Origin of the sequence: Pseudodesulfovibrio sp. 5S69 (genome assembly GCF_037094465.1) — a bacterium.
In the GTDB taxonomy this organism is placed as follows: Bacteria; Desulfobacterota; Desulfovibrionia; order Desulfovibrionales; family Desulfovibrionaceae; genus Pseudodesulfovibrio; species Pseudodesulfovibrio methanolicus.
On sequence record NZ_CP146609.1, the window covers coordinates 3,319,090 to 3,342,037 of the forward strand.

At 60.0% G+C, this 22,948-nt stretch carries 20 protein-coding genes; 13 read left to right on the plus strand and 7 right to left on the minus strand.

The window, feature by feature from the left end; translation table 11 throughout:
* Window positions 1–43 precede the first annotated feature (43 nt).
* The 6 genes from cbiR to V8V93_RS15855 are packed head-to-tail and all read left to right on the plus strand — an operon-like array spanning window position 44 to window position 6,759.
* On the plus strand, window positions 44–877 hold the full coding sequence (gene cbiR, locus V8V93_RS15830) for a cobamide remodeling phosphodiesterase CbiR (protein WP_338667569.1): 834 nt from the start codon (window positions 44–46) through the stop codon (window positions 875–877).
* Window positions 874–1,383, plus strand: a complete 510-nt coding sequence (locus tag V8V93_RS15835) for a bifunctional adenosylcobinamide kinase/adenosylcobinamide-phosphate guanylyltransferase (RefSeq protein WP_338667570.1) — start codon at window positions 874–876, stop codon at window positions 1,381–1,383. The genes cbiR and V8V93_RS15835 overlap by 4 nt, the downstream gene beginning before the upstream one ends.
* Window positions 1,384–1,386: 3 nt before the next feature.
* Window positions 1,387–2,382, plus strand: a complete 996-nt coding sequence (locus V8V93_RS15840; RefSeq protein WP_338667571.1) for a DHH family phosphoesterase — start codon at window positions 1,387–1,389, stop codon at window positions 2,380–2,382.
* A gap of 18 nt (window positions 2,383–2,400) precedes the next feature.
* A complete protein-coding gene (polA, locus tag V8V93_RS15845; protein ID WP_338667572.1) occupies window positions 2,401–5,073 on the plus strand; it encodes a DNA polymerase I in 2,673 nt (890 codons plus the stop codon).
* 33 nt (window positions 5,074–5,106) lie between these two features.
* The gene (locus V8V93_RS15850) at window positions 5,107–5,946 is read left to right on the plus strand and encodes a DUF488 family protein (protein ID WP_338667573.1); all 840 of its coding nucleotides are present in this window, start codon (window positions 5,107–5,109) and stop codon (window positions 5,944–5,946) included.
* Between the two features lie 21 nt (window positions 5,947–5,967).
* Window positions 5,968–6,759, plus strand: coding sequence for a hypothetical protein (locus tag V8V93_RS15855; protein ID WP_338667574.1), 792 nt, complete (start codon window positions 5,968–5,970; stop codon window positions 6,757–6,759).
* Window positions 6,760–7,192: 433 nt separating this feature from the next.
* On the opposite strand, the gene V8V93_RS15860 is transcribed toward V8V93_RS15855, so the two are convergent.
* From V8V93_RS15860 to V8V93_RS15875, 4 genes are all read right to left on the minus strand, one after another.
* Window positions 7,193–7,399: a hypothetical protein gene (locus tag V8V93_RS15860; RefSeq protein ID WP_338667575.1), complete on the minus strand. Its 207-nt coding sequence runs from the start codon at window positions 7,397–7,399 to the stop codon at window positions 7,193–7,195.
* A 110-nt stretch (window positions 7,400–7,509) separates the two neighbouring features.
* The gene (locus V8V93_RS15865) at window positions 7,510–8,295 is read right to left on the minus strand and encodes a substrate-binding periplasmic protein (RefSeq protein ID WP_338667577.1); all 786 of its coding nucleotides are present in this window, start codon (window positions 8,293–8,295) and stop codon (window positions 7,510–7,512) included.
* A 148-nt stretch (window positions 8,296–8,443) separates the two neighbouring features.
* A complete protein-coding gene (locus tag V8V93_RS15870) occupies window positions 8,444–11,596 on the minus strand; it encodes an efflux RND transporter permease subunit (RefSeq protein WP_338667578.1) in 3,153 nt (1,050 codons plus the stop codon).
* Window positions 11,597–11,599: 3 nt separating this feature from the next.
* Window positions 11,600–12,751 (minus strand): efflux RND transporter periplasmic adaptor subunit, encoded by a 1,152-nt coding sequence (locus V8V93_RS15875; protein WP_338667579.1) that lies wholly within the window; start codon window positions 12,749–12,751, stop codon window positions 11,600–11,602.
* Between the two features lie 349 nt (window positions 12,752–13,100).
* Here V8V93_RS15875 and V8V93_RS15880 point away from each other — a divergent pair, with 349 nt between their 5' ends.
* From V8V93_RS15880 to V8V93_RS15900, 5 genes are all read left to right on the plus strand, one after another.
* Complete coding sequence (locus V8V93_RS15880) at window positions 13,101–13,388, plus strand: DUF1844 domain-containing protein (RefSeq protein WP_338667580.1); 288 nt, start codon at window positions 13,101–13,103, stop codon at window positions 13,386–13,388.
* An 11-nt stretch (window positions 13,389–13,399) separates the two neighbouring features.
* On the plus strand, window positions 13,400–14,452 hold the full coding sequence (gene argC / locus V8V93_RS15885) for an N-acetyl-gamma-glutamyl-phosphate reductase (RefSeq protein ID WP_338667581.1): 1,053 nt from the start codon (window positions 13,400–13,402) through the stop codon (window positions 14,450–14,452).
* Window positions 14,453–14,660: 208 nt separating this feature from the next.
* Entirely contained in the window at window positions 14,661–15,272 is a 612-nt protein-coding gene (locus tag V8V93_RS15890; RefSeq protein ID WP_338667582.1) for a nitroreductase family protein, read from the plus strand.
* A 967-nt stretch (window positions 15,273–16,239) separates the two neighbouring features.
* Window positions 16,240–16,968, plus strand: coding sequence for a methyl-accepting chemotaxis protein (locus tag V8V93_RS19505; protein WP_422394421.1), 729 nt, complete (start codon window positions 16,240–16,242; stop codon window positions 16,966–16,968).
* Window positions 16,969–17,191: 223 nt separating this feature from the next.
* Complete coding sequence (locus V8V93_RS15900) at window positions 17,192–17,728, plus strand: hypothetical protein (protein ID WP_338667584.1); 537 nt, start codon at window positions 17,192–17,194, stop codon at window positions 17,726–17,728.
* 643 nt (window positions 17,729–18,371) lie between these two features.
* Here the strand turns inward: V8V93_RS15900 and V8V93_RS15905 are convergent.
* The 3 genes from V8V93_RS15905 to V8V93_RS15915 form a co-directional block, all read right to left on the minus strand.
* On the minus strand, window positions 18,372–18,707 hold the full coding sequence (locus V8V93_RS15905; protein ID WP_338667585.1) for a tRNA-binding protein: 336 nt from the start codon (window positions 18,705–18,707) through the stop codon (window positions 18,372–18,374).
* Window positions 18,708–18,814: 107 nt separating this feature from the next.
* Window positions 18,815–19,276, minus strand: a complete 462-nt coding sequence (locus tag V8V93_RS15910; RefSeq protein ID WP_338667586.1) for a 4Fe-4S ferredoxin — start codon at window positions 19,274–19,276, stop codon at window positions 18,815–18,817.
* On the minus strand, window positions 19,266–20,345 hold the full coding sequence (locus tag V8V93_RS15915; RefSeq protein WP_338667587.1) for a 4Fe-4S dicluster domain-containing protein: 1,080 nt from the start codon (window positions 20,343–20,345) through the stop codon (window positions 19,266–19,268). The genes V8V93_RS15910 and V8V93_RS15915 overlap by 11 nt, the downstream gene beginning before the upstream one ends.
* A gap of 385 nt (window positions 20,346–20,730) precedes the next feature.
* On the opposite strand from V8V93_RS15915, the gene V8V93_RS15920 reads away from it, so the two are divergent.
* A complete protein-coding gene (locus tag V8V93_RS15920) occupies window positions 20,731–22,059 on the plus strand; it encodes a citrate synthase (RefSeq protein ID WP_338667588.1) in 1,329 nt (442 codons plus the stop codon).
* 67 nt (window positions 22,060–22,126) lie between these two features.
* The gene (locus V8V93_RS15925; RefSeq protein ID WP_338667590.1) at window positions 22,127–22,909 is read left to right on the plus strand and encodes an NAD kinase; all 783 of its coding nucleotides are present in this window, start codon (window positions 22,127–22,129) and stop codon (window positions 22,907–22,909) included.
* Window positions 22,910–22,948: the final 39 nt, after the last annotated feature.

Here is a 22,948-nt window from a genome sequence, read left to right on the forward strand (position 1 = left end):
TCGTGCTGAACGATTTGCTGCAATAGCCATGCCCCGAGACTCTATGTCAACGAAACCGGCGGGTTCCCCGGACCGATACGGCCGCGACCGGGAAAATAGTGCGCAATCCGCCCCCCTTTCCGTGCGCGAGGTGGAGCAAAAATGGGACGTGCGCTTTCCTTTTCCCCTGGCCGCGCCCTCGGCCGTGCTGCCCGCGGGCCTGGCCGAAAACAGCGCGTACCTGGCCGACTATTTCCCGGAAATCGCGGTTCTTTTCTTCGAGACCGAGGCCTGCCTGGCCTATACGGATGAGGACCTGCCCGCCCACCTCGCGGACCTGCCCTGCTCCTGGCACGTGCACATGCCGCTGGACCTGCCGTGGCATGCCGGGTTCGAGACCGCCTGGCAAAAGATTGACGGGCTGCTGGACAAGATCGCCCCGGTCTCGCCCGGAGCCTACGTGCTCCACCCGCCGGACGCGCCGGACATGCTCCTGCCCCTGGCCGCGCGGCTGCGCGACAACGGCGTGGACCCGGCCCTGTTCCTGGTCGAGAACATCGGCTCGTGCAGCCTGACCCCGGTCTGGGACGAGGTCGTGGAAGGCGGCTTCTCGGCCTGCCTGGACATCGGGCACATCCAGGCCTACGACCAGCGCGATGTCCTGCGACTGCCCGGCCTGTGGGAGCGCGTGCGCATGCTCCACGTGTACGGGGCCGAGCGGGACATGCGCCACTGGCCCCTGCGCGAACTGGACCCTGTGGGCCAGGTCCTGCTCAAGACCATGCTTGAGCGGGCATCAAACTTCACCGTGACCCTGGAGGTCTTCGGCCGGGCGGAGTTATTCGACTCCCTGGACCTCTTCGGCCAGTTGTTCGCCCGGTGGGAGGATGAAAAATGATCACATTGGTGCTCGGCGGCAACAAATCCGGAAAATCCGATTTCGCGCTGGATTTGCTGGCCGAATCGGCCGGTCCGGGGTTGTTTGTGGCCACGGGCAAGGCCCGCGACATGGAATTCCGCGAGCAGATTCGGCGCCATCGCCAAAGCCGGGGCCCGGGCATTGAAGTCGCGGAAGTGGCCGAGGACTTGCCTCAAGGGCTTCAAAAGGCTAAATTGTCGTTTCCGGCCGTACTGGTGGATAGCCTGGATTACTGGTTGTTCGCCTGTCGAGAGGCCGGATGTGAGCCGGTTAAGATCGAGGAATTCTTGGAAGTTCTCGACAACTGGGGCTCCACGGATTTGATACTTGTCTCCTGTGAGACAGGGCTTGGGCCGCTGCCGGCAGGCAGCGGGGTCCGGGCCTTCGTGCGGAGCCTCGGCGCGCTCAACCAAGCTGTCGCCGTGCGGGCCGACCAGGCGTTCCTGGTGGCGGCCGGGCTGCCGTTAACCCTGAAACAGGGATAGTACGTGGCACTATTTCGACAACTTGACGAACAGGTTGAGCAACTTCTCAGCCTGTTCAAAAAGGAAGACAACTGGCTGATCCTCATCAACGCCGACCCGGACGCACTGGGCTCGGCGCTGGCCCTGAAACGGATCATGACCCGGCGCGTGAACGCCGCGGCCATCGCGCAGATCAACGAAATCAAGCGGCCGGACAACCTGTCCATGATCCGCTACTGCCGGATCCCCACCCAGAAGCTCATCCCAAACCTCGCGGCCCAATACGACAAATTCGCCCTGGTGGACTCCCAGCCGCACCACAACCCGGAGTTCAAGCAATTCGACTTTTCGGTGGTCATCGACCACCATCCGATCATGCAGGACAACCTGGTCCAGGCCGACTATGTGGATATCCGGCCCAAGTACGGCGCGGTCTGCACCATGATGACCGAGTACCTGTACAACATGAAGATCCGCCCGGCCAAACTGTTGGCCACGGCGCTCATGTACGGCATCCGCTGCGACACCAAGACCTTCGAGCGTGAATTCATCGACGCGGACATGGCCGCCTTCAAGTATTTGAGCAAGTTCGCGGACTCCAAGCTGATGAACCGCATCAGCCGCAGCGAGTTCCACCTGGACTGGATGCGCTACTTCTCCCGCGCCTTCTACAACCTGCGGCGCATCGGCCACGGGCTGTTCGCCCACTGCGGCAACGTGGACAACCCGGACATCCTGGTCATCGTGGCCGACTTCTTCACCCGGGTGCACAACGTGGCCTGGGTGGTGGTCTCGGGCACGGCGGACGACAAGCTGGTCTGCATCTTCCGGGGCGACGGCCTGCGCCGCGACATGGGCACCATGGCCCAGAAGATCATGAACGGGCTCGGCTCGGCCGGCGGGCATAAACAGGCCGCCCGGGCCGAGGTGGAGCTGACCGAACTGGACGGCGTGGACCCGGAAATCTTCATGCTCAAACGCCTCGGACACGGCCGAAAATCCTCCATCCACAGAATCTAAACCCCCACCCCCATATCTATGTCGTTAAAAGAACGCCTCAATTTCGATAAGGACCCGGTGTACCTCATCGACGGAACCGCCCTGCTCTATCGCGCTTTCTACGCCCGCGCCGACCTGTCCCGCTCGGACGGGTTCCCGACCAACGCCATCAACACGGTCATGCGCGTGCTCATGAACCTGCTCAAGGACGAGAACCCGAACCACATGGGCTTTCTCATGGACGGCAAGGGGCCGACTTTCCGCAACGCGCTGTACGACGAGTACAAGGCCAACCGCCCGGCCATGCCCGAGCCGCTTCGCGACCAGGTGGAGCCCGTACGCCGGGGCGTGGAGCTGCTCGGCATCAAGCTGCTGGTCTCCGAGGGCGTTGAGGCGGACGACTGCATCTGCTCCCTGGCGGGCCGCTACAAGGCGGACAGGCCGGTGATCATCCTGGCCACGGACAAGGACATCAAGCAGTGCCTGGACGACCGGGTGGTCATGGTCAGCCAGATCGGGCGCAAGGAGACCATCCACACGCTGGACTCCTTCCGCGAGGCCGAGAACATGGAGCCCGCCACCTGGCCGGATTTCCAGGCCGTGATCGGCGACTCGGCGGACAATATCCCCGGCATCCCCGGCATCGGCCCGGTGACCGCACGCAAGATCTTCGCCGCCACCGGCCCCACCCTGGAGGAGGTGCGCGACAACCTGGGCAGGCTGCCCGACAAGCTGCGCGCCAAGGTCGAGCCCGAGCTGGACCAGGTCTTCACCTTCCGCGAGCTGACGCGGATGAAGACCGACAGCTGCGACCAGGACCTGGACTTCTTCCGGGTGCAAACGCCTGACCTGGCCGCGTTGAACGACTTTTTCGAGGAATACGAACTGCGCGGGTTGCAGCGGCTGCTGCCCAAGGACGCGGACACGGCCAAAGCCGCACCGGCCCCGCTGGCCGAGACGGTCAAGAAGGCGGCCAAGACCGCTCCGGCCGGAGAGAGCAAGCAGTTCTCCCTGTTCGGCGAGGCCGCCCCGGCCAACGAGAAGGCCGAGGAGCCCCTGGACGTGAACGAGGCCGCCACTGTGGACGATCTGCCCGACCTGGGCGGCGAGGACGTGGGGTTGACCTTCGAGGAAGAGGCCTTCTTCGTGGGTGTGAACGGCCAGGAGTACCGTTACACCGGCCCGGCCAAGGACCTGGTGCGCAAGATCGAGCACGCCTCGGTCATCGCCACGCCGAGCGTGCAGGACCTGCTGCGCGCGGACGAGGCGTGGGGGCACATCCTGTCGAGCCAGTGGTTCGACCTCAGCCTGGCCGCCTACCTGCTGGACCCCGAGGCGCGCAACTACACCTGGGCGCGACTGCGGCAGTCCATGTTCCAGGACGGCCGGGCCGAGTTCTCGGACGCGGCGCGCGAGCTGCACCCGCAGTCCCAGGGCCTGGCCGCGCTGGCCTACATGGCGTCCGTCCGGGGCCAGGTGGAAACCGCGCACCTGAACAAGCTGATGCGCGAGCTGGAAATCCCGCTCATCCCGGTGCTGGTGGGCATGGAGCGGGCGGGCATCGCTATCGACAACGGGGCGTTCCAGGAATTTCTGGACGAGGTCAACGGGCAGTTGGAAGAGCTGACCCGGACGATCATCGGCCACGCGGGCGAGGAGTTCAACATCCGCTCCAGCCAGCAACTGGCCGTGGTCCTGTTCGACCAGCTCGGCATCAAGGCCGGGTCCAAGACCTCCACCGGGCTGCGCTCCACGGCCAACCAGGTGTTGGAGAAAATCCGCGACCAGCATCCCATCGTGGACGCGGTGCTGGAATTCCGCATGCTCGAAAAGCTGCGCTCCACCTACCTGGAGCCGTTGCCCAAGATGGTCGGGGACGACGGCCGCCTGCACACGCATTTCAACCAGCTGGCCACGGCCACGGGCCGACTGTCCAGCTCGCAGCCGAACCTGCAGAACATCCCCATCCGGGGGGTGCACGGTCCGAGGATGCGCGCCTGTTTTACGGCGGCGGACGGCAACCGGCTGGCCGCGGCGGACTACTCGCAGGTCGAGCTGCGCGTCCTGGCCCACTTCTCCAAGGACCCGGCGCTGATCGACGCCTTCAAGCACGACGAGGACATCCACGCGCGCACGGCGGCGCTGATCCATGAAAAGGACATCGCGGACGTGACCGACACCGAGCGGCGCGGGGCCAAGACCATCAACTTCGGCCTGATCTACGGCATGGGCGTGCAGAAGCTGGCCCGCGAGTTGAAGATCAAACAGACCGAAGCCCAGGAGTTCACGGAAAAATACTTCGAGAAGATGGCCACGCTCAAGGCGTACTACGACACCATTGTCGAGGACGCGCTCGAACACGGCTTCGTGACCACCCTGGCCGGACGCCGCCGCCTCCTGCCCGAGCTCCACTCCCGCAACAACCAGCTCTCGTCCCAGGCCCGCCGCCAGGCGGTCAACACGGTCATCCAGGGCTCTGCCGCCGACATCATCAAGATGGCCATGGTCCAGGCCCACAAGGACAAACCCCTCAAGGAACTGGAAGCCCGCCTCATCCTCCAGGTCCACGACGAACTGATCATCGAGGCCCCCGAAGCCAACATCGAAAAGGCGGGCGCGCGCTTAATGGAGATCATGCAGAACGTCGCCAAACTGGACGTCCCGCTGAAGGTTGATATGGGTGTGGGGAAGAATTGGGCGGAAGCGCATTAAAGATTAATTATTAGGTTAAGGATTTTTCCACCAATGGTATATAAAAGACAAAAATTGCTGCTCGCTATTCTTTTAGAAGCGACTTCAAAAATAACAATAGATGAATTAGCCGGAGCAGTTGCTGTCCTTAATTCAAATTCCAGCACAATTGCCCATCAACATTTATTTGATTTTGTTGACACATCCAAGCCACGGTCTCTTCAGCTTGAAAAAGATGTTACCACATTAGTATCCAATAATCTTATCACGACAGATGGTGACCGTCTTGACAACAAGCTGTCAAAAGAAGCTAGAGCCATTGCGTTCGAAATACCATTAGACGAGCTTGCTGAAATTAAGAAACAGTTACATGTATTCTGGGAACTAACCCCAAACGAAAGAATCAAAAAAGCGCAAGATGTATTAGCTCTCAAACCCTCCACACCTGCGTCTGTTGAGACAATTTCAATTTTTACAATAGGTTATGAGGGTGACAGCATAGATAGTTTTTTCAAAAAAGTATTAAATGCGGGCTTGAAAGCTATTATTGACATTCGCAAAAACCCCATTTCTCGAAAGTATGGATTTTCGAAGAAAGCTTTAAAGGCTCTATGTTCTGATATTGGGTTAGATTATTATCACTTTCCTGAAGTCGGTATTGCAACCGACTTGAGGAAAAATCTAAAATCAAATACAGATTACGAAACACTTTTCGAAAAGTATGAAGAAACTACGCTAGAGACAACCACAGAAAGTCAAAAAGAAATTATTATTGCACTTCAAAAAAAGCCATCGGTCTTGCTGTGTTTTGAAGCTGATTCTCACTTATGCCATCGTTCCAGGCTGGCTTCTCGCTTAGCGAAAGAGACTCACTTACAAGTACGTCATCTGTAGCGCAGCAATAATGGAGGGGTAATGAGAGAACGCATTAAAGTTTTAATCACTGTAAAAACTTACCCCACTCCTTCATGGAAGCATTTTGAGACTGTCTGTACGGCTGGGGTCCGTGAAGACGGTTCTTTTATTCGTTTATATCCAATTGATTTCCGCTATCGAGATGTTGTTGATCAGTTTCAAAAATACCAGTGGATTGAAGTCGATGTAGCTCCCGCTGAGAATGACCCCAGACCCGAATCATTTAAACCCTATATGAGTACAATCGAAACGATTGGCCCAGTTCTTTCCACCAAAGACTATTGGGCGGAAAGAAAAAAGATCATTTTTCAAAAACCAATTAAATCCATGTGTGAGTTAAACTTAAGCCATGTGAAAGACTGTTCTCTTGGTTTAATCAAGGCATCAAGCATTGTCGATTTTCAAGCAATTCCTGTTGAGCGCGATTGGGTAGGAAAAGCGAAAGCCGCGCAAATGCAAATCCCCCTTCACGGCGAGCGCAAAGATTTAGAAAAAATTCCTTACAACTTTCGTTACATATATCGATGTACCGATCCAAACTGTAATGGGCACGAACAAATAATAACAGATTGGGAAGTTGGCCAACTTTTTAGGAAGATGCGAGACAGCTATGGAGAAGATAATGCTTTAACTAAGGTGAAGGAGCGTTTCTTCGACTTTATTTGTGGACCTGGTAAGGATACCCATTTTTACGTAGGCAGGGTCAACCAACACTGGACATGGATTATTATCGGCTGTTTCTATCCCAAAATAGAACCCCCAAAACCCCCAAAGCAACTTAGCTTATTCTAGTACCCAGCCATCTCCTCGTCAGCCCTAGAAGCTGACGGAGCGGCGGAGCGGCTCTTCGATCCTGGGAGGGAGCGGAGCGGACGACTGGATCGGGAGCGGAGCCGGTCCGATCAGATTCTTGGGCCGACGAGGAAGGCGGCGGCGCTACCTCCGGCCCTTTTCTTTGGTTCTTTCTTTTGGGCCAAGCACAAATCCGCAGGACAGCGGATTTGGACGTTGGCTTTGCCAACGCCCCGAAGGGTGAGCCCCAGGACGGGGCGAATCAAAAGAAAGAACCCCGCCGGGAGGGCTGCAAAAAACATGGAGGAGCGCCAGCGACGGCTCTCCTCCCCTTGTCTTTTTGCCCTTTTGTCTTTTTGCCCTTTTGCCTTTCAATCTTCCAATCACCGATCGCAAAGAGGCCCGCTCATGCGGGCCTTTTCCTTCTCCCCCCTCATCGGTTGTGGCACTCCCGGCAGCAGAAATAACAGCCGTCCACCTCTTCATAATACTCCCGGGCCTTGGCGATGGCCGCGTGACAGGACGGGTACTGGCCGAGGTAGATGCTGTTTTCGGGCAGCGGCTTGTTCGAGCACAGGCTCGTGTGGACCTCATGCTCGCCCGTGGCCTGAGCCTTCTTGTTGACGTAATACCTATACATGGAGCCTCCCTTTTGATGGTGTCGGCCTTCCATATATAAAAATTATAATCAAATGTATATATTTTATAGTAGATTCTGTTGAGTAGAATAAAAAAAAGGCACTCCGTCCGCTATTGCTTGGTGACGTACTTTCCTACGATGGCCTCGATCTGCCCCTCGGCCTTCATCTGTTTGATCACCTCGTTGAACTCCGGCAGCCGCTCGGCATAGGGACAGTCCCGGTTGATGAGCAGATGGAACGGCATGGCCTCAAGCGAGACGTCCGTTTCCACGATGCGGTTCGCCACCCCGCCCTCCTCGATCAGGGGCCAGGCGGCCATGGGCCACTCGATGGCGATGTCGCCCCGGCGGTTTGCCAGCATGAGCCAGACGTTCTTGAGCAACGGCGACTCGTAGGTCTTGATGCCCCGCGAGCGGATGAACTTATCGTTCCAGCCGTTGCCGTGGTAGGTGACCACCACCAGGCCCAGCCGGTCGATGTCGTCGATGGAGCGGATATTCCTGATCTCGGCCAGCCTGGGGTTGTCCACGGTGGTGAAGACCTTGAGCCGTTTCAGATAAAACGGGTCCTCGTGCGTGGCCGCGTAGGCCAGCCGCTCGGCCGTGGCCACGGTGATCATGGCGTCGGCATCGCCCGACCGGACCAGGGCCTGGCACCGGCTCCAGGGATAGGCCCGCCATGTGGACCGGATGCCCATGCGCCCGAGGGCCTCACTGACGATCTCGTAGAAGAAACCGGTCATGCGCCCTTCCACGGTCCGGGTGAAGAAGGGCCAGTAGTCCGGATAGACCACACGCAGAGGGTCGGCCGCGAACGATGCCGGAACCAGGGTGACCAGGAGCACGGCGGCAAGGCACAGGCCCGACAACCACCTTCCGGCCCTGCCGAATATCATTCCCGTCTCAAATCCTCTCATGCTCCGACGGTAGCAGATTCTTTTTTTCAGTCAACAGGATACGGACTGTTTCAACGATAAAGAGCAAAGACACGAAAAAAGCCGCCCGAAAGCAGCCTTTTTCTTATATTATATTGTATATATTGTACTATTTTTCTTTCTTGTTGGCTATGCCCTCTTTCCGCAGGAACCGGCCGATCCACGAGCCCGCGCCCTGGATGGCGGTGTACAGGGAGGGGACCACGAGCACGCCGAGGACGGTGGCCGCGATCATGCCGCCGAAGACCGAGGTGCCCAGGGCGTGGCGGCTGGCCGAGCCCGCGCCCGAGGCCCGGACCAGGGGGATGACGCCCAGGATGAAGGCGAACGAGGTCATCAGGATGGGCCGGAAGCGCAGGGACGCCGCCGCCTTGGCCGCCTCAAGTATGGACATGCCCGCGTCGTGCTTGTCCTTGGCGTACTCCACGATCATGATCGCGTTCTTGGCCGCCAGGCCGATGAGCATGACCAGGCCGACCTGGGCGTAGACGTTGTTGTCCAGCCCGCGCAGCCACTGGGCCGACATGGCCCCGAAGATGCCGAGCGGCACGCACAGGATGACCGCGAAGGGCGTGGTCCAGCTCTCGTACTGCGCGGCCAGGACCAGGAAGACCATGACGATGGCCAGGCCGAAGATGACCCCGACCTGTCCGCCCGCGCTCTTCTCCTGGTAGGCGATGGCCGTCCAGTCGTAGCCGTACCCGTCGGGCAGGTTCTGCTTGGCCACGTCCTCCATGGCGGCGATGGTCTGGCCCGAACTGTACCCGGCCGGGGTGGCCGCGTTGATCTCCACCGAGCGGAACACGTTGTAGCGCTGGATGTACTCCGGGCCGGTGATCCGCTTGGCGTGGCTCAGGGTGGACAGCGGGACCATCTGGCCGGTGTTGGAGCGCATGTAGAAGCGGTTCAGGTCCTCAAGCCGGGTGCGGAACTGGGACTCGGCCTGAGCCATGACCCGGTAGGTGCGCCCATACTTGTTGAAGTCGTTGATGTAGTAGCCGCCGAGATAGGTCTGGAGCGTCTTGAACACGTCGGAGATGGGCACCCCGAGCTTCTTGACCTTGTCGCGGTCGATCTCCACGAAGTACTGCGGCACGTTGTCGCTGAAGGTCGTGAACAGGTTGGCTATCTCCGGGCGCTTGGACGCCGCGGCGATGTACTGCTTGGTCACGGCGGCCAACTCGGACACGGTGTTGCCGGAGCGGTCCTGCAACTCGAACTGCAATCCGCCGGTGGAGGACAGGCCCGGGATGGGCGGCGGCGAGAAGGCCATGACCACCGCCTCCTGGATACCCCAGAACGCCTTCTGCGCCTTGCCCATGATGGTCTTGAGCGACAGGTCCGGCGTGGTCCGCTTGGCCCAGTCGTCCAGGACCACGAAGACCGCCGAGGTGTACGAGGAGTAGGCCCCGGTCAGCAGGTTGAACCCGCCGAGCACGACGTAGTTGTGCACGCCCGGCGCGTCCTTGAGATAGGCCTCGACCTTCTTCATGACCCCATCGGACCGCTCCAGGGACGCGCCCTCGGGCAGGGAGACGTTGACGATGAAATACCCCTGGTCCTCGTCCGGCACGAAGCTGGACGGCAGGATGGAGAACAGCCCGCCGCAGGCCCCGATGAGCACAGCCACCACCAGCACGCCCATGAAGGCGCGCCTGACCATGGCCGCCACGGCCTTGTTGTACCGCTGGGTGACCCAGTCGAAGATGGTGTTGAACTTGCCGAAGAACCAGCCGAGCGGCCCGCGGATGGGCGAGTACGGCCGCAGTATCAGAGCCGACAGAGCGGGCGACAGGGTCAGGGCGTTGACCGACGAGATGGCCACGGACACGGACAGGGTCAGGGCGAACTGCTTGTAGAGCTGGCCGGTGATGCCGCCCATGAAGGCCACCGGGATGAACACCGCGATGAGCACCAGTGTACTGGCGATGACCGGGCCGGTGACCTCGCTCATGGCCTTCTTGGTGGCGTCCTTGGGCGACATGCCCTCCTCGTCGATGTTGCGCTGGGTCGCCTCCACCACCACGATGGCGTCGTCGACCACGATGCCGATGGCCAGAACCAGGCCGAACAGGGTCAGGGTGTTGATGGAGAACCCGAGCAAGGGGAACAGGGCGAAGGTACCGATCAGGGAGACCGGCACACAGACCATGGGGATGATGGTCGTGCGCCAGTTCTGCAGGAAGATGAAGACCACCAGGAAGACGAGGATCAACGCTTCGTACAGGGTGGACATGACCTCGTCGATGGACGAGTTCACGAACCGGGTGGTGTCGTACGGAATGGAATAGTGAACGCCCTCCGGGAAGTACCGGGACAGGTCCGCCATGGTCGCCCGCACCTGCTTGGCCACGTCCAGGGCGTTGGAGCCGGGCAACTGGTAGATGAGCATGGAAGCGTTGGGCTGGCCGTTCAGGCGGGCGAAGGTGAAGTAGTTCTTGGCGCCCAGTTCCACGCGGGCCACATCCTTGATGCGCACCACGGACCCGTCAGGCTCGGCCTTGAGGATGATGTTGCCGAACTCGTCGGGGTCGGCCAGCCGCCCTTTGACGCGCAGGGTCATCTGAAACTGCTGATCCTTGGGCGAGGGCGGCATGCCGAGCTGGCCTGCCGGGGCCTGGGTGTTCTGCTCCTCCACGGCGTTGATCACGTCGCTGACCGTCAGGTCGTAGGAGGCCAGGCGGTCCGGGTCGAGCCACAGGCGCATGCCGTAGTCCAGGTCGCCGAACATGTTCACGTCGCCGACGCCCTCGATGCGGCGGAGCGCGTCGTAAAGGTTGATCTTGCCGTAGTTGTTCAGGAAGAGCGTGTCGTACTCGGGTTTGTCCGAGGTCAGGGAGACGATGAGCACGAACTCCGGCGACTGCTTGCGCACGGAGATGCCGGTGTTCCGAACCTCCTGGGGCAACTGGGGCGTGGCCAGGTTGACGCGGTTCTGCACGTCCACGGTGGCCAGCTCCAGGTCGCGGCCCAGTTGGAAGGTCACGGTCAGGTTCAGGGAGCCGTCGTTGGCCGAGATGGACTTCATGTACATCATGTCCTGCGCGCCGTTGACCTGCTCCTCGATGGGCGCGGCCACGGACTGCTCCACGGTGGCGGCGTCGGCGCCGGTATACGTGGCCTTGACGCTGACCGAAGGCGGCGAGATCTGCGGGTACTGGGCGATGGGCAGGGCGAACAGGGAAAGCACGCCCACCAGCAGGATGATGATGGCCACCACCGAGGCGAAAATGGGCCGGTCGATGAAAAAGCGAACGAACATGGGTTACTCCGCTCCGGTTTTCGCGCCGTCGCCCGAAGCGCCCTGCGTGTTGTCGCCGGATGCACCCTGCGCGTTGTCGCCGGAGACCGGCGCGGGCATGGTCCCGGCGTCGTCCGCCGAGGCGGGCTGCTGCCCGGCACCGGTGTCCATGGGGACCACCACCGGCTTGATCTTCATGCCCGGCTTGACCCGGTTTATGCCTTCGGCCAGGATCATGTCCCCGGCCTTGACGCCCTCGGTGACCACGGCCAGATTCATGGACTCGGTGCCGAGCGTGACCGGCTGGTTCCTGATGGTCCCGTCAGGGTCGACCAGATACACGGACTTCATGCCCTGAACGTCCATGATCGCCGTGACCGGGATAACCACCGCGTTCTGATGGTTGGAGACGCGCACCCGGACCTTGGCGTACTGGCCCGGCTTGAGCAGGTTGTCGGGGTTGGGGAAGAGCACGCGGATACCGAGCGTGCCGGTCTGCGGGTCCACGGTCGGATTGATCATGTCGAAACTGCCGGGCTGGCTGTACTCGCTGCCGTCGGCCAGGACCAGGCGGATGGGCCGCTCGCCCGACTCGCGGGCCTTCTTGTCGCGCATGGCCCGAATGTAATCGTTCTCGCTGACGTTGAAACTGACGTAGACCGGATCCATGGTGGAAATGGTCGCCAGCAGGGTATTCTCGCCCTGGCCCACCAGGTTGCCCACATCCACCTGCACCCGGCCGATGACGCCGTCGATGGGCGAATATATCTTGGTGTAGCCGAGCTGGATCTTGGCGTTCTCCACCTTGGCCCGGTTGTCGGCCAGTTGGGCCTTGTAGGTGGCCGCCTGGGTCTCGTAACTCTCATACTCGTCGCGGCTGACCACGCCCTCTTCAAAGAGCTTCTTGAACCGCTTCAGGTCCTTGGCCGCCTTGTTGTACAGGGCCTGATTGTACTCCAGCCCGGACTGGGCCTGCTTCAGGTCCTCCTCGAACGGCTTGGGATCGATGACGAAGAGCAGATCGCCCTTCTTCACCATCCGGCCCTCCTCGAAATTCCGTTTGATCAGAAAACCGGCCACCCTGGCCCGGACCTCGACGGTCTCGTGGGCACTGATCTGGCCGACCCACTCGCCCCAGTTGGGCACGTCGCGGGTCTCGGCCTTGACCACCTTCATGGGGACCGCCTGGGGAGCCGCCTGCTCCGCCTTTTTGTCATTGCCGGAACAACCGGCCACGGCGAGAGTAAGAAACAGGACGACACCACAGACCGACGCAGCACGCAAAACAGAGTTAACCATCTTGAAAACCTTGCATTGTGTTGTTGTGAAAAAACCCCTCATCATCATACGCAATTGTGCACACCTTACAGGCATCAGGCAAGTATGTATATTAGTTATTTCACATAATGCACGTACTTGCGTCACCCCGTCGTGGGCAAAACGGCACCCCCCGTATTGACTATGGCCCGGCCAGACCGTACTTATCGGTCAGTTGCAACCGCACTTAATCAGCACGGAGAGGAAAATGGGCCAGAACAACTGCAGAGAAAACCCCATGAAGGGCATCCCCATGGGCATCAACTTCACCACCTTCATCTACTCCCTGTCGTCCTCGGCCATGGTCGCTCTGGGCGAGGCCGCCGATCCGGGCACGGGCAACGTCGCCTTCAACAAGGACCTGGCCAAGCACACCATCGACGTGCTCGGCATGCTCAAGCAGAAGTTCGACAACGGCCTGGAAGAGGACGAAAAAAAGCTGTTGTGCGACATCGTGTACAATCTGCGGATGGCCTACGTTAACAAGACAAAATAACGGGAACGACAATGTCTCAGATCATCAAGGCCGGGCTGGTGGGCGTCACCGGCTATACCGGCATGGAACTGGCCCGGCTCATGGTCCACCACTCCTCCATGGAGTTGGTCAGGGCCACCTCCCGGTCCGAGGCGGGCAAGAAGCTCGCCGATATCTATCCCTTCCTCAACCGGCTGCCCCTGGGCGAATTGGTCATCACCCGGCCCGACGCCGCCGACCTGGCGGACTGCGACGTGGTCTTCCTGGCCGTGCCGCACAAGACCGCCATGGAGATCGCGGCCGATCTGGTCGAGGCGGGCGTCAAGGTGGTGGACCTATCCGCCGACTTCCGCATCAACGACAAGGCCACCTACGAGGCCTGGTACCAGGTGGAGCACACCCGCGCCGACCTGCTCAAGGAGGCGGTCTACGGACTGCCCGAGCTGTATCTGGACAAGATCATGGGCGCGCGGCTCATCGCCAACCCCGGCTGCTACCCGACGTCGAGCATTCTCGGCCTGGCTCCGGCCCTGTCCGCCGGACTGGTGGAGACGGACGGCATCGTCATCGACGCCAAGTCCGGGGCCTCGGGCGCCGGACGCGGGGCCAAGGTGGGCAACCTGTTCTGCGAGGTGGCCGACTCCTTCCGGGCCTACGGCCTGCCCACCCACCGGCACACCCCCGAGATCGAACAGGAAATTTCCAAGCTGGCCGGGACCGGAATCACGGTCTCGTTCAACACCCACCTACTGCCCATCGACCGGGGCATCCTGTCGACCATCTACACCCGGCTCAAGGATGCGACCGACCTGGACGCGGTGCACCAAACCTACACCGACTTCTACGCGGACAAGCCTCTGGTGCGCGTGCTGCCCAAGGGCCAGTTGCCCGAGACCCGGTTCGTGCGCGGCACGGTCTTCTGCGACATCGGCCTGGTGGTCGACCCGCGGACCAACCGGCTGGTCATCCTGTCGGCCATCGACAACCTCTGCCGGGGCGCTTCGGGACAGGCATTGATGAATGCCAACCTGATCTGCGGCCTGGACATCGACGAAGGGTTGCCCATGGCTCCGATGATGCCCTAGTAGGCTGTTGAAAGCCCCACGATCGCGACGTTGAGCGCATCGCCGGCGGGCCCTCGCAGGCTGTTGAACAGCGTGTCAGGCACAAAACGGATTCATAAACTTTCAATGAATTGAAGGCCGTCGTCCAGACGGCCTTTTCTTTTCTGCGCCAATGTATATATTGATGGGAGGTGAGTGTACCCCGACACCGAATACGGAGGATATCGACATGGAATTCCAAGAAATATTGGAAAGGCGTAGGGCCATCAACTTTTTCGACCCCGAGCAGGACGTGTCCGATGACATGCTGCGCACCTTGTTGGCCGAGGCCGCCATGGCCCCGTCGAGTTTCAACCTGCAGCCGTGGAAGGTGAAGGTGGTCCGCGCCCCGCAGCGCAAGGCCGCCCTGCGCGCCGTGGCCTGGGACCAGCCCAAGATCACCGAGGCCCCGGTGGTGCTCATCGTCTTGGGCGACCGCGACGGCTGGAAGGAAGGCAATCCGACCTTCGAAGGCCATTTCAAGCACAACATGCAACCGGAACAACGCGATTATCTGGTCAACGCCGCCAAGGCCCTATACGGCGACACCTCGGACGCTTCCCTGGCCTTTGCCGCCAAAAACGCCGGGCTGTTCGCCATGTCCTTCATGTTCGCGGCCGCCGCACACGGCCTGGACACCCACCCCATGGACGGGTTCGACCGCGAGGCCGTGCGTAAGGAGTTCAACATCCCGGACAACTACTGGATTCCCATGTTGATCGCCGTGGGCCACCGCAAGCCCGACCTTCAGGTCCACCCCAAAGCCTGGCGCCAATCCGTGGATGATATGATCTTGCCGTAGGCGGCTTCCGATAGCGGCGCATCCGCACTTTTTTTCCAGGAGGCTTTCACCCTCACGTAGACAGCTACGCTGCGGTGAAAGCCCTTCGGGAGAAAATGCACGGCTGCACCACTCTTGAAAGCCTTGTGCGAGTGCGGCAAAAGAGCCGCTGTCGCGTGCTGGCGCACCCGAATCGCTCCAGAAGAATCAAGAATAAAGACCTCCGACTCATTGCCGAGCCGGAGGTCTTTTTGTTCCGTCTACCGCCCTGCGAGAGGTCTAACCCCGCGAAGCCGTATAGATTCCGGGAAATTTCATTGTACCATATTTCAATTTCGCGACTAGCTTGAAACGTCGATTATCAATTGCAGTTGGGGAAAAAAGCGACACTCATTTATAATAGCCTCCTTCAATTGCCTATGTGATAAGATATGAACCCAATTAATCAGGAGGCTCCATGACTAAAAGAAAATTCGTTATCATTTCAGTCATATTGTCTATCCTCTTTTGTGCTTCAGTTGCAGAAGCGCAGTACCTCCTCACAAGTGGATCAATTGAAATATTCACTTCAATAGCCATAATATTGACTTCATTCCTGCTGGTTACTGGCTACATGGCCTACTATTTTCTCGAAACTCACAGCTGGTTCAGCCAAATTCTTGATTTGATGGAGCAGCCGCTTTCCATTACCGACCTCAATATGAACTGGACGTTCATCAACAAGCCCGTTGAAGGCATGCTCAACGTTAGAAGAGCTAGCATGTTAGGGAAGCACTGTTCGACTTGGGGTGCCAAGATTTGCAATACTGAAGATTGCGGCGTGAATTGCCTGAGAAAAGACCAGGGCGAAACGTTCTTCGACCAATTCGGAATGAATTTTCGAGTCAACACTAATTACTTATACAGCCTACGCGGCAAGAAGATGGGGCACATCGAAGTCGTTACCGACATCACGGATAAGGTACAGTTTCGCGAACTGAAGACCAAAATGAGCACCGATGTGAACAGATTGCTCCGCGAGTTGAATGAAGGATCGACCAGCTTGGCTGCTTCCACAGAGGAAGTGAGCGCATCAGTCGAAGAAATCTTCGCCTCAATTGAAACAAGCTTTCAAAATTCTCAAAAGACTGAAACGAAAACAAATGGAGTAGCTGACCAAGCTGATGAAACTCGAGCAAACCTTGAAAACTCCATCAGTGCCGTTCAGGACATTGTCAATAAAGTTGGACTGATACAGGAAATAGCCCGTCAAACCAATTTATTGGCTTTGAACGCGGCAATCGAAGCCGCCAGAGCAGGAGAAAGTGGAAAGGGCTTTGCTGTCGTAGCGGGAGAAGTTAGATCCCTTGCTGAGAAAAGCCAAGTTGCTGCAAATGAGATAGAAGAACTCACCAAGTCAACCAAAAACGTATCTGAAGAAGCTGGTAATAACTTGAGAGAACTTGTCCCCAACATCCAGGAGACAGTCGAGCTCGTTAGCGAGATCAACGCATCAATTCTGGAACAAAAGACCGGGATTGAGCAGATTAACCAAGCCATTCAAACGGTTAGCGAAGTCGCCCAAGAGTCAAATGCCATTGCTGAAAACTTATCGAGAGCATTTAGGGAACTCGAGAATTTTGGGCAAGCCAAAGAGGAAGAAGGCACGAACGACCCTGAGGTTGTCACGGCTGAACCATCCGCTTTACCCGGGGCCAGTGATTTTGAACGATACTAAACACTGAGGCAGCAGGGCACCCCGTTTCAAGCTAACAACTCAGGTTAATTGGATATTACGGGATACCACACCTGACTATCCTCCTAAAAACCGGCATCTAATCCAAGACACCATCTCCATATTCCACGGGAAAAGGCTTAGAAGGAAAACCTTCTAAGCCTTTTTTTTATCATAAATACTCCTTCAAAACCTGCTTAAGCATTTTGCGGCGGTTGCGCGGCAGATGAAAGACGAAGGCAAGGGTGACGGACGCATGGCCGAAATCTGTTCGGCAGCCCGTCACCTGTGCGAAGCATGCGGCAACACCCGCATCAGCCCGACCAATGATGTGTTCGGCGTGAAGCGCGTGACCATTGCCAACAACAAGGCGATTGCCCCTGAATTCGTTTTGGGGGCAATCGCCAAACTGGAAACCGAATCGCCATACTTGCCCGGCCCCCGTTGCGCCGCCCAGATCCGGCTTCAATACGAAGGGGGGGCTCCGACGCGAAGACTCGGCCAAAGTCGATCTGATCAACGATCGGGACAAGGAAGGCCGCGCGGGAAGCCGAGTTTGCGGGCGGTGTTGCGGTCGTCCGATGGGGACCGAAGACAATCCGGAAGGCTCATGACTTTTGACTCAGATCGGGAGCCGCGCGGATTATGCGCGAAGGATGTTGCCGCGCTTTTGGGAAAAAGCTGGGTCTGGGACCATGCCGAGGCCGTCGGCGGCGTCAAACGTGGTGGGCCATGGTTCTTTCCGAGCGAGGAAGACATCTGAGACCGTCTACTTCATGGCCGGGAAAGGGTACCGGTACGATCACATGGTAAGGAGCAAGCGCTACACCAAGGCGTGGTTCTAGACGAACCAGGTCGCAAAAACGGCCGAAGTCAAAAGAAGGGAGGACGTCGAAAAGAAACCGGAAACGGAAGCAACGGGCGATGGCCTTGCTTGATCTCCTGAACCTGCGGCTGGATTACCTGCAGGGCCACTAGAAACGCGGCCGGTACTCCATGCTCCTAAAGGTCTGCCGGAATGCGGGGGTGGAGACTACACCTTCCATCGCTTCCGGGCATCGGGTGCATCCGCGATGGACTACAGCGGGGCCCTGCCCCTGGCATCCAGCGAATCCTTGACCATGCGGACCGGCGGAGCACGGAAATCTATCTGGAAAAGCTCCGCGACGTGGGACGCGACGCCATGGACATCTCCGAACGGGAAAGCCGCAAGAATGATGATAACGTCGCCTGACAATTTCACACATGCGGTTCACACACAACGACAAGACAACTTGCTGGGTGCCCGCCTGCAACCCATTGAAAACCTAAGTGAAAGTGGATACCACTAAGGCTGTCACTATTTCAAAGGGTTTTCCCTTCCCCTTCCCCCGACCGATCGCTGCCGTCCTCATCCGTAGGCATTCTTATCCCAACTTGAGGCCGTTGGGGCAGGGTTTGTCGGGGGTGGCGAGGACGACGCCTTCGGGGCTGTAGAAACCGGTGACCAGGCATTCGGAGCGCACGGGGCCGATCTGTTTGGGCGGAAAGTTGACCACGCCGACGACCTGTTTCCCGACGAGTTCGTCGGGGTTGTAGAGATCGGTGATCTGGGCGCTGGATTTACGGCTGCCGACGTCGTCACCGAAGTCGACCACGAGTTTGTAGGCCGGGACCCGGGCCTCGGGAAAGGGTTCGGCCTTGACGATGGTGCCCACGCGCAGCTCCACCTTCTCGAAATCGTTCCAGGATATGGTTTCCATGGGGCTCTCCGTTTGGTTGTATTCAGGGGGAGGTACCACGTTTGCAGGGCACAAGAAAGGGGACCCGAGGGCCCCCTTCCCGGCTATGGAATGGAGTGTGACGGGAACTATTTGCGCACGGCGTAAGCCGAGGCCCTGCGGGCCAGGGCGACCAGGGCGAGCACGCCCAGGACCATGACCAGGATCAGATGCGTCCATTCGATGGTCAGGATCCAGGTCGGGTCCAGGGTCACGCCGGGCAGGTTGCGGTAGACGCGCAGCAGGCCGGAGACGACCAGTCCACCGACGACCACGGCGCGGGCCAGGCCCAGGCCTGTCAGGGCCAGCCAGTTCCTCCAGGACTTGAGCCAGTTGACCGCGACCAAGGCGACCAGGAAGAGGAGGACGGTCCCGAGGACGTAGTGAATCCTGTGGACCAGGAAAAAGTCGCCGGTCCAGGCCATTCCCGGCAGGGTGGTCAGGGCATAGCGCTTGGCCAGGGGCATCTGCATGAACCCGGTGCAGGTCAGGGCCGCCACCAGGAGGATGAACAGCCGGGAAATCCAGGCCGGATAGGGTCTAGTCTTCATGATCGCCCTCCCCCTTGTTCAGCAGCTTGGAGCCCAGGCCGAGCACGCCCGCGGCGATGCCCGCCACCGGGGCGATGAACGCGGCCGTGGCCAGGTTGGCCTCGTCGGCCATGACGTCCTTGACCGGGCCCATGTGCGGCTTGCCGGGTCCGAGCGGGCTGCGCTTCCTCTTGCCTTGTCCGGACTTTTTGCCCGCCCGCCTGTTCGCACCGGGGCCGGAGTCCTTGTCGATGGCCTGGTTGATGAGCTCGAACGGGACCGGGGAGACGTACAGGGTGTTGGTCCCGCCGTTCTCCTCCAGGCCGTAGATGAAGCCGTCCATCTCCTTGGCCAGTGCCTGGGCGCGGGCCACGATTTCATGGCGCGGTCCGATGGTCTGGACGTCCTCCGGGCAGGCTGCGATGCAGGCGGGCAACTCGCCCTTGTCCAGGAGCTGGTAGCAGCGGTCGCACTTGTACATGACGCCGTTGCCCGCCAGGCGCGGCAGGACGTGGCGGTAGGGCCCCACGCCGGACTGGCGCTGGGGGATGTGCCACGGACAGACGGTTCGGCACTTGGCCCCGCCGAAGCACAGGTTCGGGCTGATCCGGGTCAGGCCGTTGACCTGCTTGTTGGCCGCGCCGAAAGGGCACATGTTGGCGCAGGGCGGATTCTGGCAGTGCATGCACCGCCTGGGGATGTTGATGTCGTAGGATTCGCCCCGGTACTCGACCTCGGCGTTTTGCAGGAAGAGCCAGTTGTAGGGGGTCAACCGGTCGTCCACGTCGCGCAGGTCCGACCAGTCCTCGGGCTTGGCCCGGCGGGACGGGAGCATGGCCGGGAACGGCTTGACCGGTTCCGGGAACTTGGCGGCGTTGGATTCGCGGCAGGCCTCCACGCAGGCGCCGCAGCCGATACATTTGGACAGATCGAGCAGGGTGGCCAGTTCGCCGTCCGACGGAGCGGGCACCCGCTCCTGTGCGGCCAGTGCGGGCGCGGCCGGGACCAACGCGCCGGCGGAGCCCACGCCGAGGGCCTTGAGAAACCCGCGTCGGCTGATGGCCCCTGTCCGATGTTTCTTCTCTGACATGTAGGTTTGCAACCTCGTCTTGGTGGTGTTTGTGGACCGGACATCCTTCCGGTGTGCGAGATATACCCTATAGGGGTATAATTCGAAAAGTCAACCCCGAGGGGCTCCTTTACCGCAAATCCGGAAAAACGGTCCTGGCGCGGCTTGGAAAGCACCCCTATTTTTTGCGATCAACATATTGTTATATTTACACTTATGCCAAAATACTCCAACACGGTGTTTGACACGGCAACCATTTCATTATATGTATCCGATTCGGATTGTTAGTCCACTCTTGATCGGAAGCTTCCATCGCATGGTACGGCCTGACCCCCAAGGCCGACCGGAACCAGGCCAGACGACCGAATTTCCTTCGAAACCCGACAACGGTTGGGAGGCTTGACGTATGATTTCCAGAGGTAACGAGATGCTCAAAGAAGACAAATGCGCCGGCGGCAAGACCGCCAAACTCATCATCGACGATAAGACTTTCGAGCTGCCCGTGATCATCGGCAGCGAGAACGAACATGCCATCGACATCACCTGCCTGCGAAACGACACCGGGTACATCACCTACGACCCCGGCTACGCCAACACCGGCTCCTGCAAGAGCGACGTGACCTTCGTGGACGGCGAAAACGGCATCCTGCGCTACCGCGGCTACCCCATCGAGGACCTGGCCGAACACGGCACCTTCATCGAGACCGCCTACCTGCTCATCTTCGGCGACCTGCCCACGCGCGGCCAGCGCCAGAAATTCCGCGATCTCCTGAGCGAACAGGAACTGCTGCACGAGGGGCTCCGGCACCACTTCGAAGGATTCCCGTCCACCGGGCACCCCATGGCCATCCTGTCCGCCGTGATCAACGCGCTCGGCTGCTACCACCCGGACCTCCTGGAGATCGACTCCAAGGCGGACTTCCTGCGGGCCGCGGCCAAGATCATCTCCAAGGTGCGCACCATCGCGGCCTGGTCCTACCGCAAGGCCCAGGGACTGCCGTTCATGTACCCGGACCCGAAGCTGTCCTACTGCCGGAACTTCCTGCACATGATGCACTCCATCCCGCACCGCCAGTTCGAGCCCACGGACGCCCAGGTGCGCGCCCTGACCCTGTTCTTCCTGCTCCATGCGGACCACGAGCAGAACTGCTCCTGCTCCACCGTGCGCATGGTCCAATCCACCGAGGCCAACCTGTTCGCCTCGGTCTCGGCCGGTATCTGCGCCCTGTGGGGCCGCCTGCATGGCGGAGCCAACGCGGGCGTCATCGAGATGCTCGAACACATCCACGAGGGCGGCACGTCCATCTCCGAGTACCTCGAAAAGGTCAAGCGGAAGGAGTGCAAGCTCATGGGCTTCGGCCACCGCATCTACAAGTCCTTCGACCCGAGGGCCAAAATTCTGCGCAAGGCCGCACACGACATGCTCGAATCCACGGGCAACGACGACCCGCTGCTGGACATCGCCCTGGAGATGGCCGACGCGGCCATGAGCGACGACTACTTCATCGAGCGCAGGCTCTACCCCAACGTGGACTTTTACTCCGGCATCATCCTGCGCGCCCTGAACATCCCGGTGAACATGTTCACGGTGATGTTCGCCATCGGCCGCATGCCCGGCTGGATCGCCCATTGGTACGAGGCCTACGCCGACGGCTCCACCAAGATCCACCGCCCGCGCCAGATATACACCGGCCGCAAGCCCAGAGTGTACATTCCCCTGGATTCCAGAATCTGACGGCGAGAACCGGAGGCCCTTGGCGGGGCCTCCGGTCTTTCCGGACCGCCCGGAGTGGATCCCCCGCATGACCGCCCCCTACGAAACAATCAAGAAAATCGCCTGCGTGGCCTCGGACTCGCCCAAGGCGCGCGACGGTCTCAAGCAACTGGCCGAACGCTACGACCTGGTTCCGGTGAAGGAGGCGGACGCCCTGGTGGCGCTGGGCGGCGACGGGTTCATGCTCCAGACCGTGCACGACTACCTGGACGCGGGCATCCCCATCTACGGCATGAACCGGGGGACCATCGGCTTCCTGCTCAACCGCTTCAAGGCCGACGGGCTCATGGAGCGGCTCAACCGGGCCCACCGCGTGGTCCTCAACCCCCTGGTCATGACCGCGGAAACCATCGGCGGGCGGACCAGTTCGGCCCTGGCCTTCAACGAGGTCGCCCTGCACCGATACTCCCAGCAGTCGGCCAACATCCGGGTGCGCATCAACGGGCGCGAACGGCTGGAACGGCTCGTCTGCGACGGCGTCATGGTGGCCACCCCGGCCGGGAGCACGGCCTACAACCTGTCGGCCCACGGGCCGATCATCCCCATCGGGTCCAACGTCCTGGCCCTGACCCCGGTCAGCCCGTTCCGGCCCCGGCGCTGGAACGGCGCGCTCCTGCCCCACTCCGCCGAGGTGGAGTTCGAGATCCTCGACCCCGAGCACCGGCCCGTGGGCGCGGCCGCCGATTCCTTCGAGGTCCGCGGCGTGGTCAAGGTACGCGTGGTCGAAGACCACTCCCGGCCCGCCCTGGTCCTGTTCGACCCCGACCACTCCCTGGAGGAGCGCATCTTCAACGAACAGTTCGTGCACTGACCCCGGGCCCCCCTATGGGGCGTATTGTACAACCGGGCA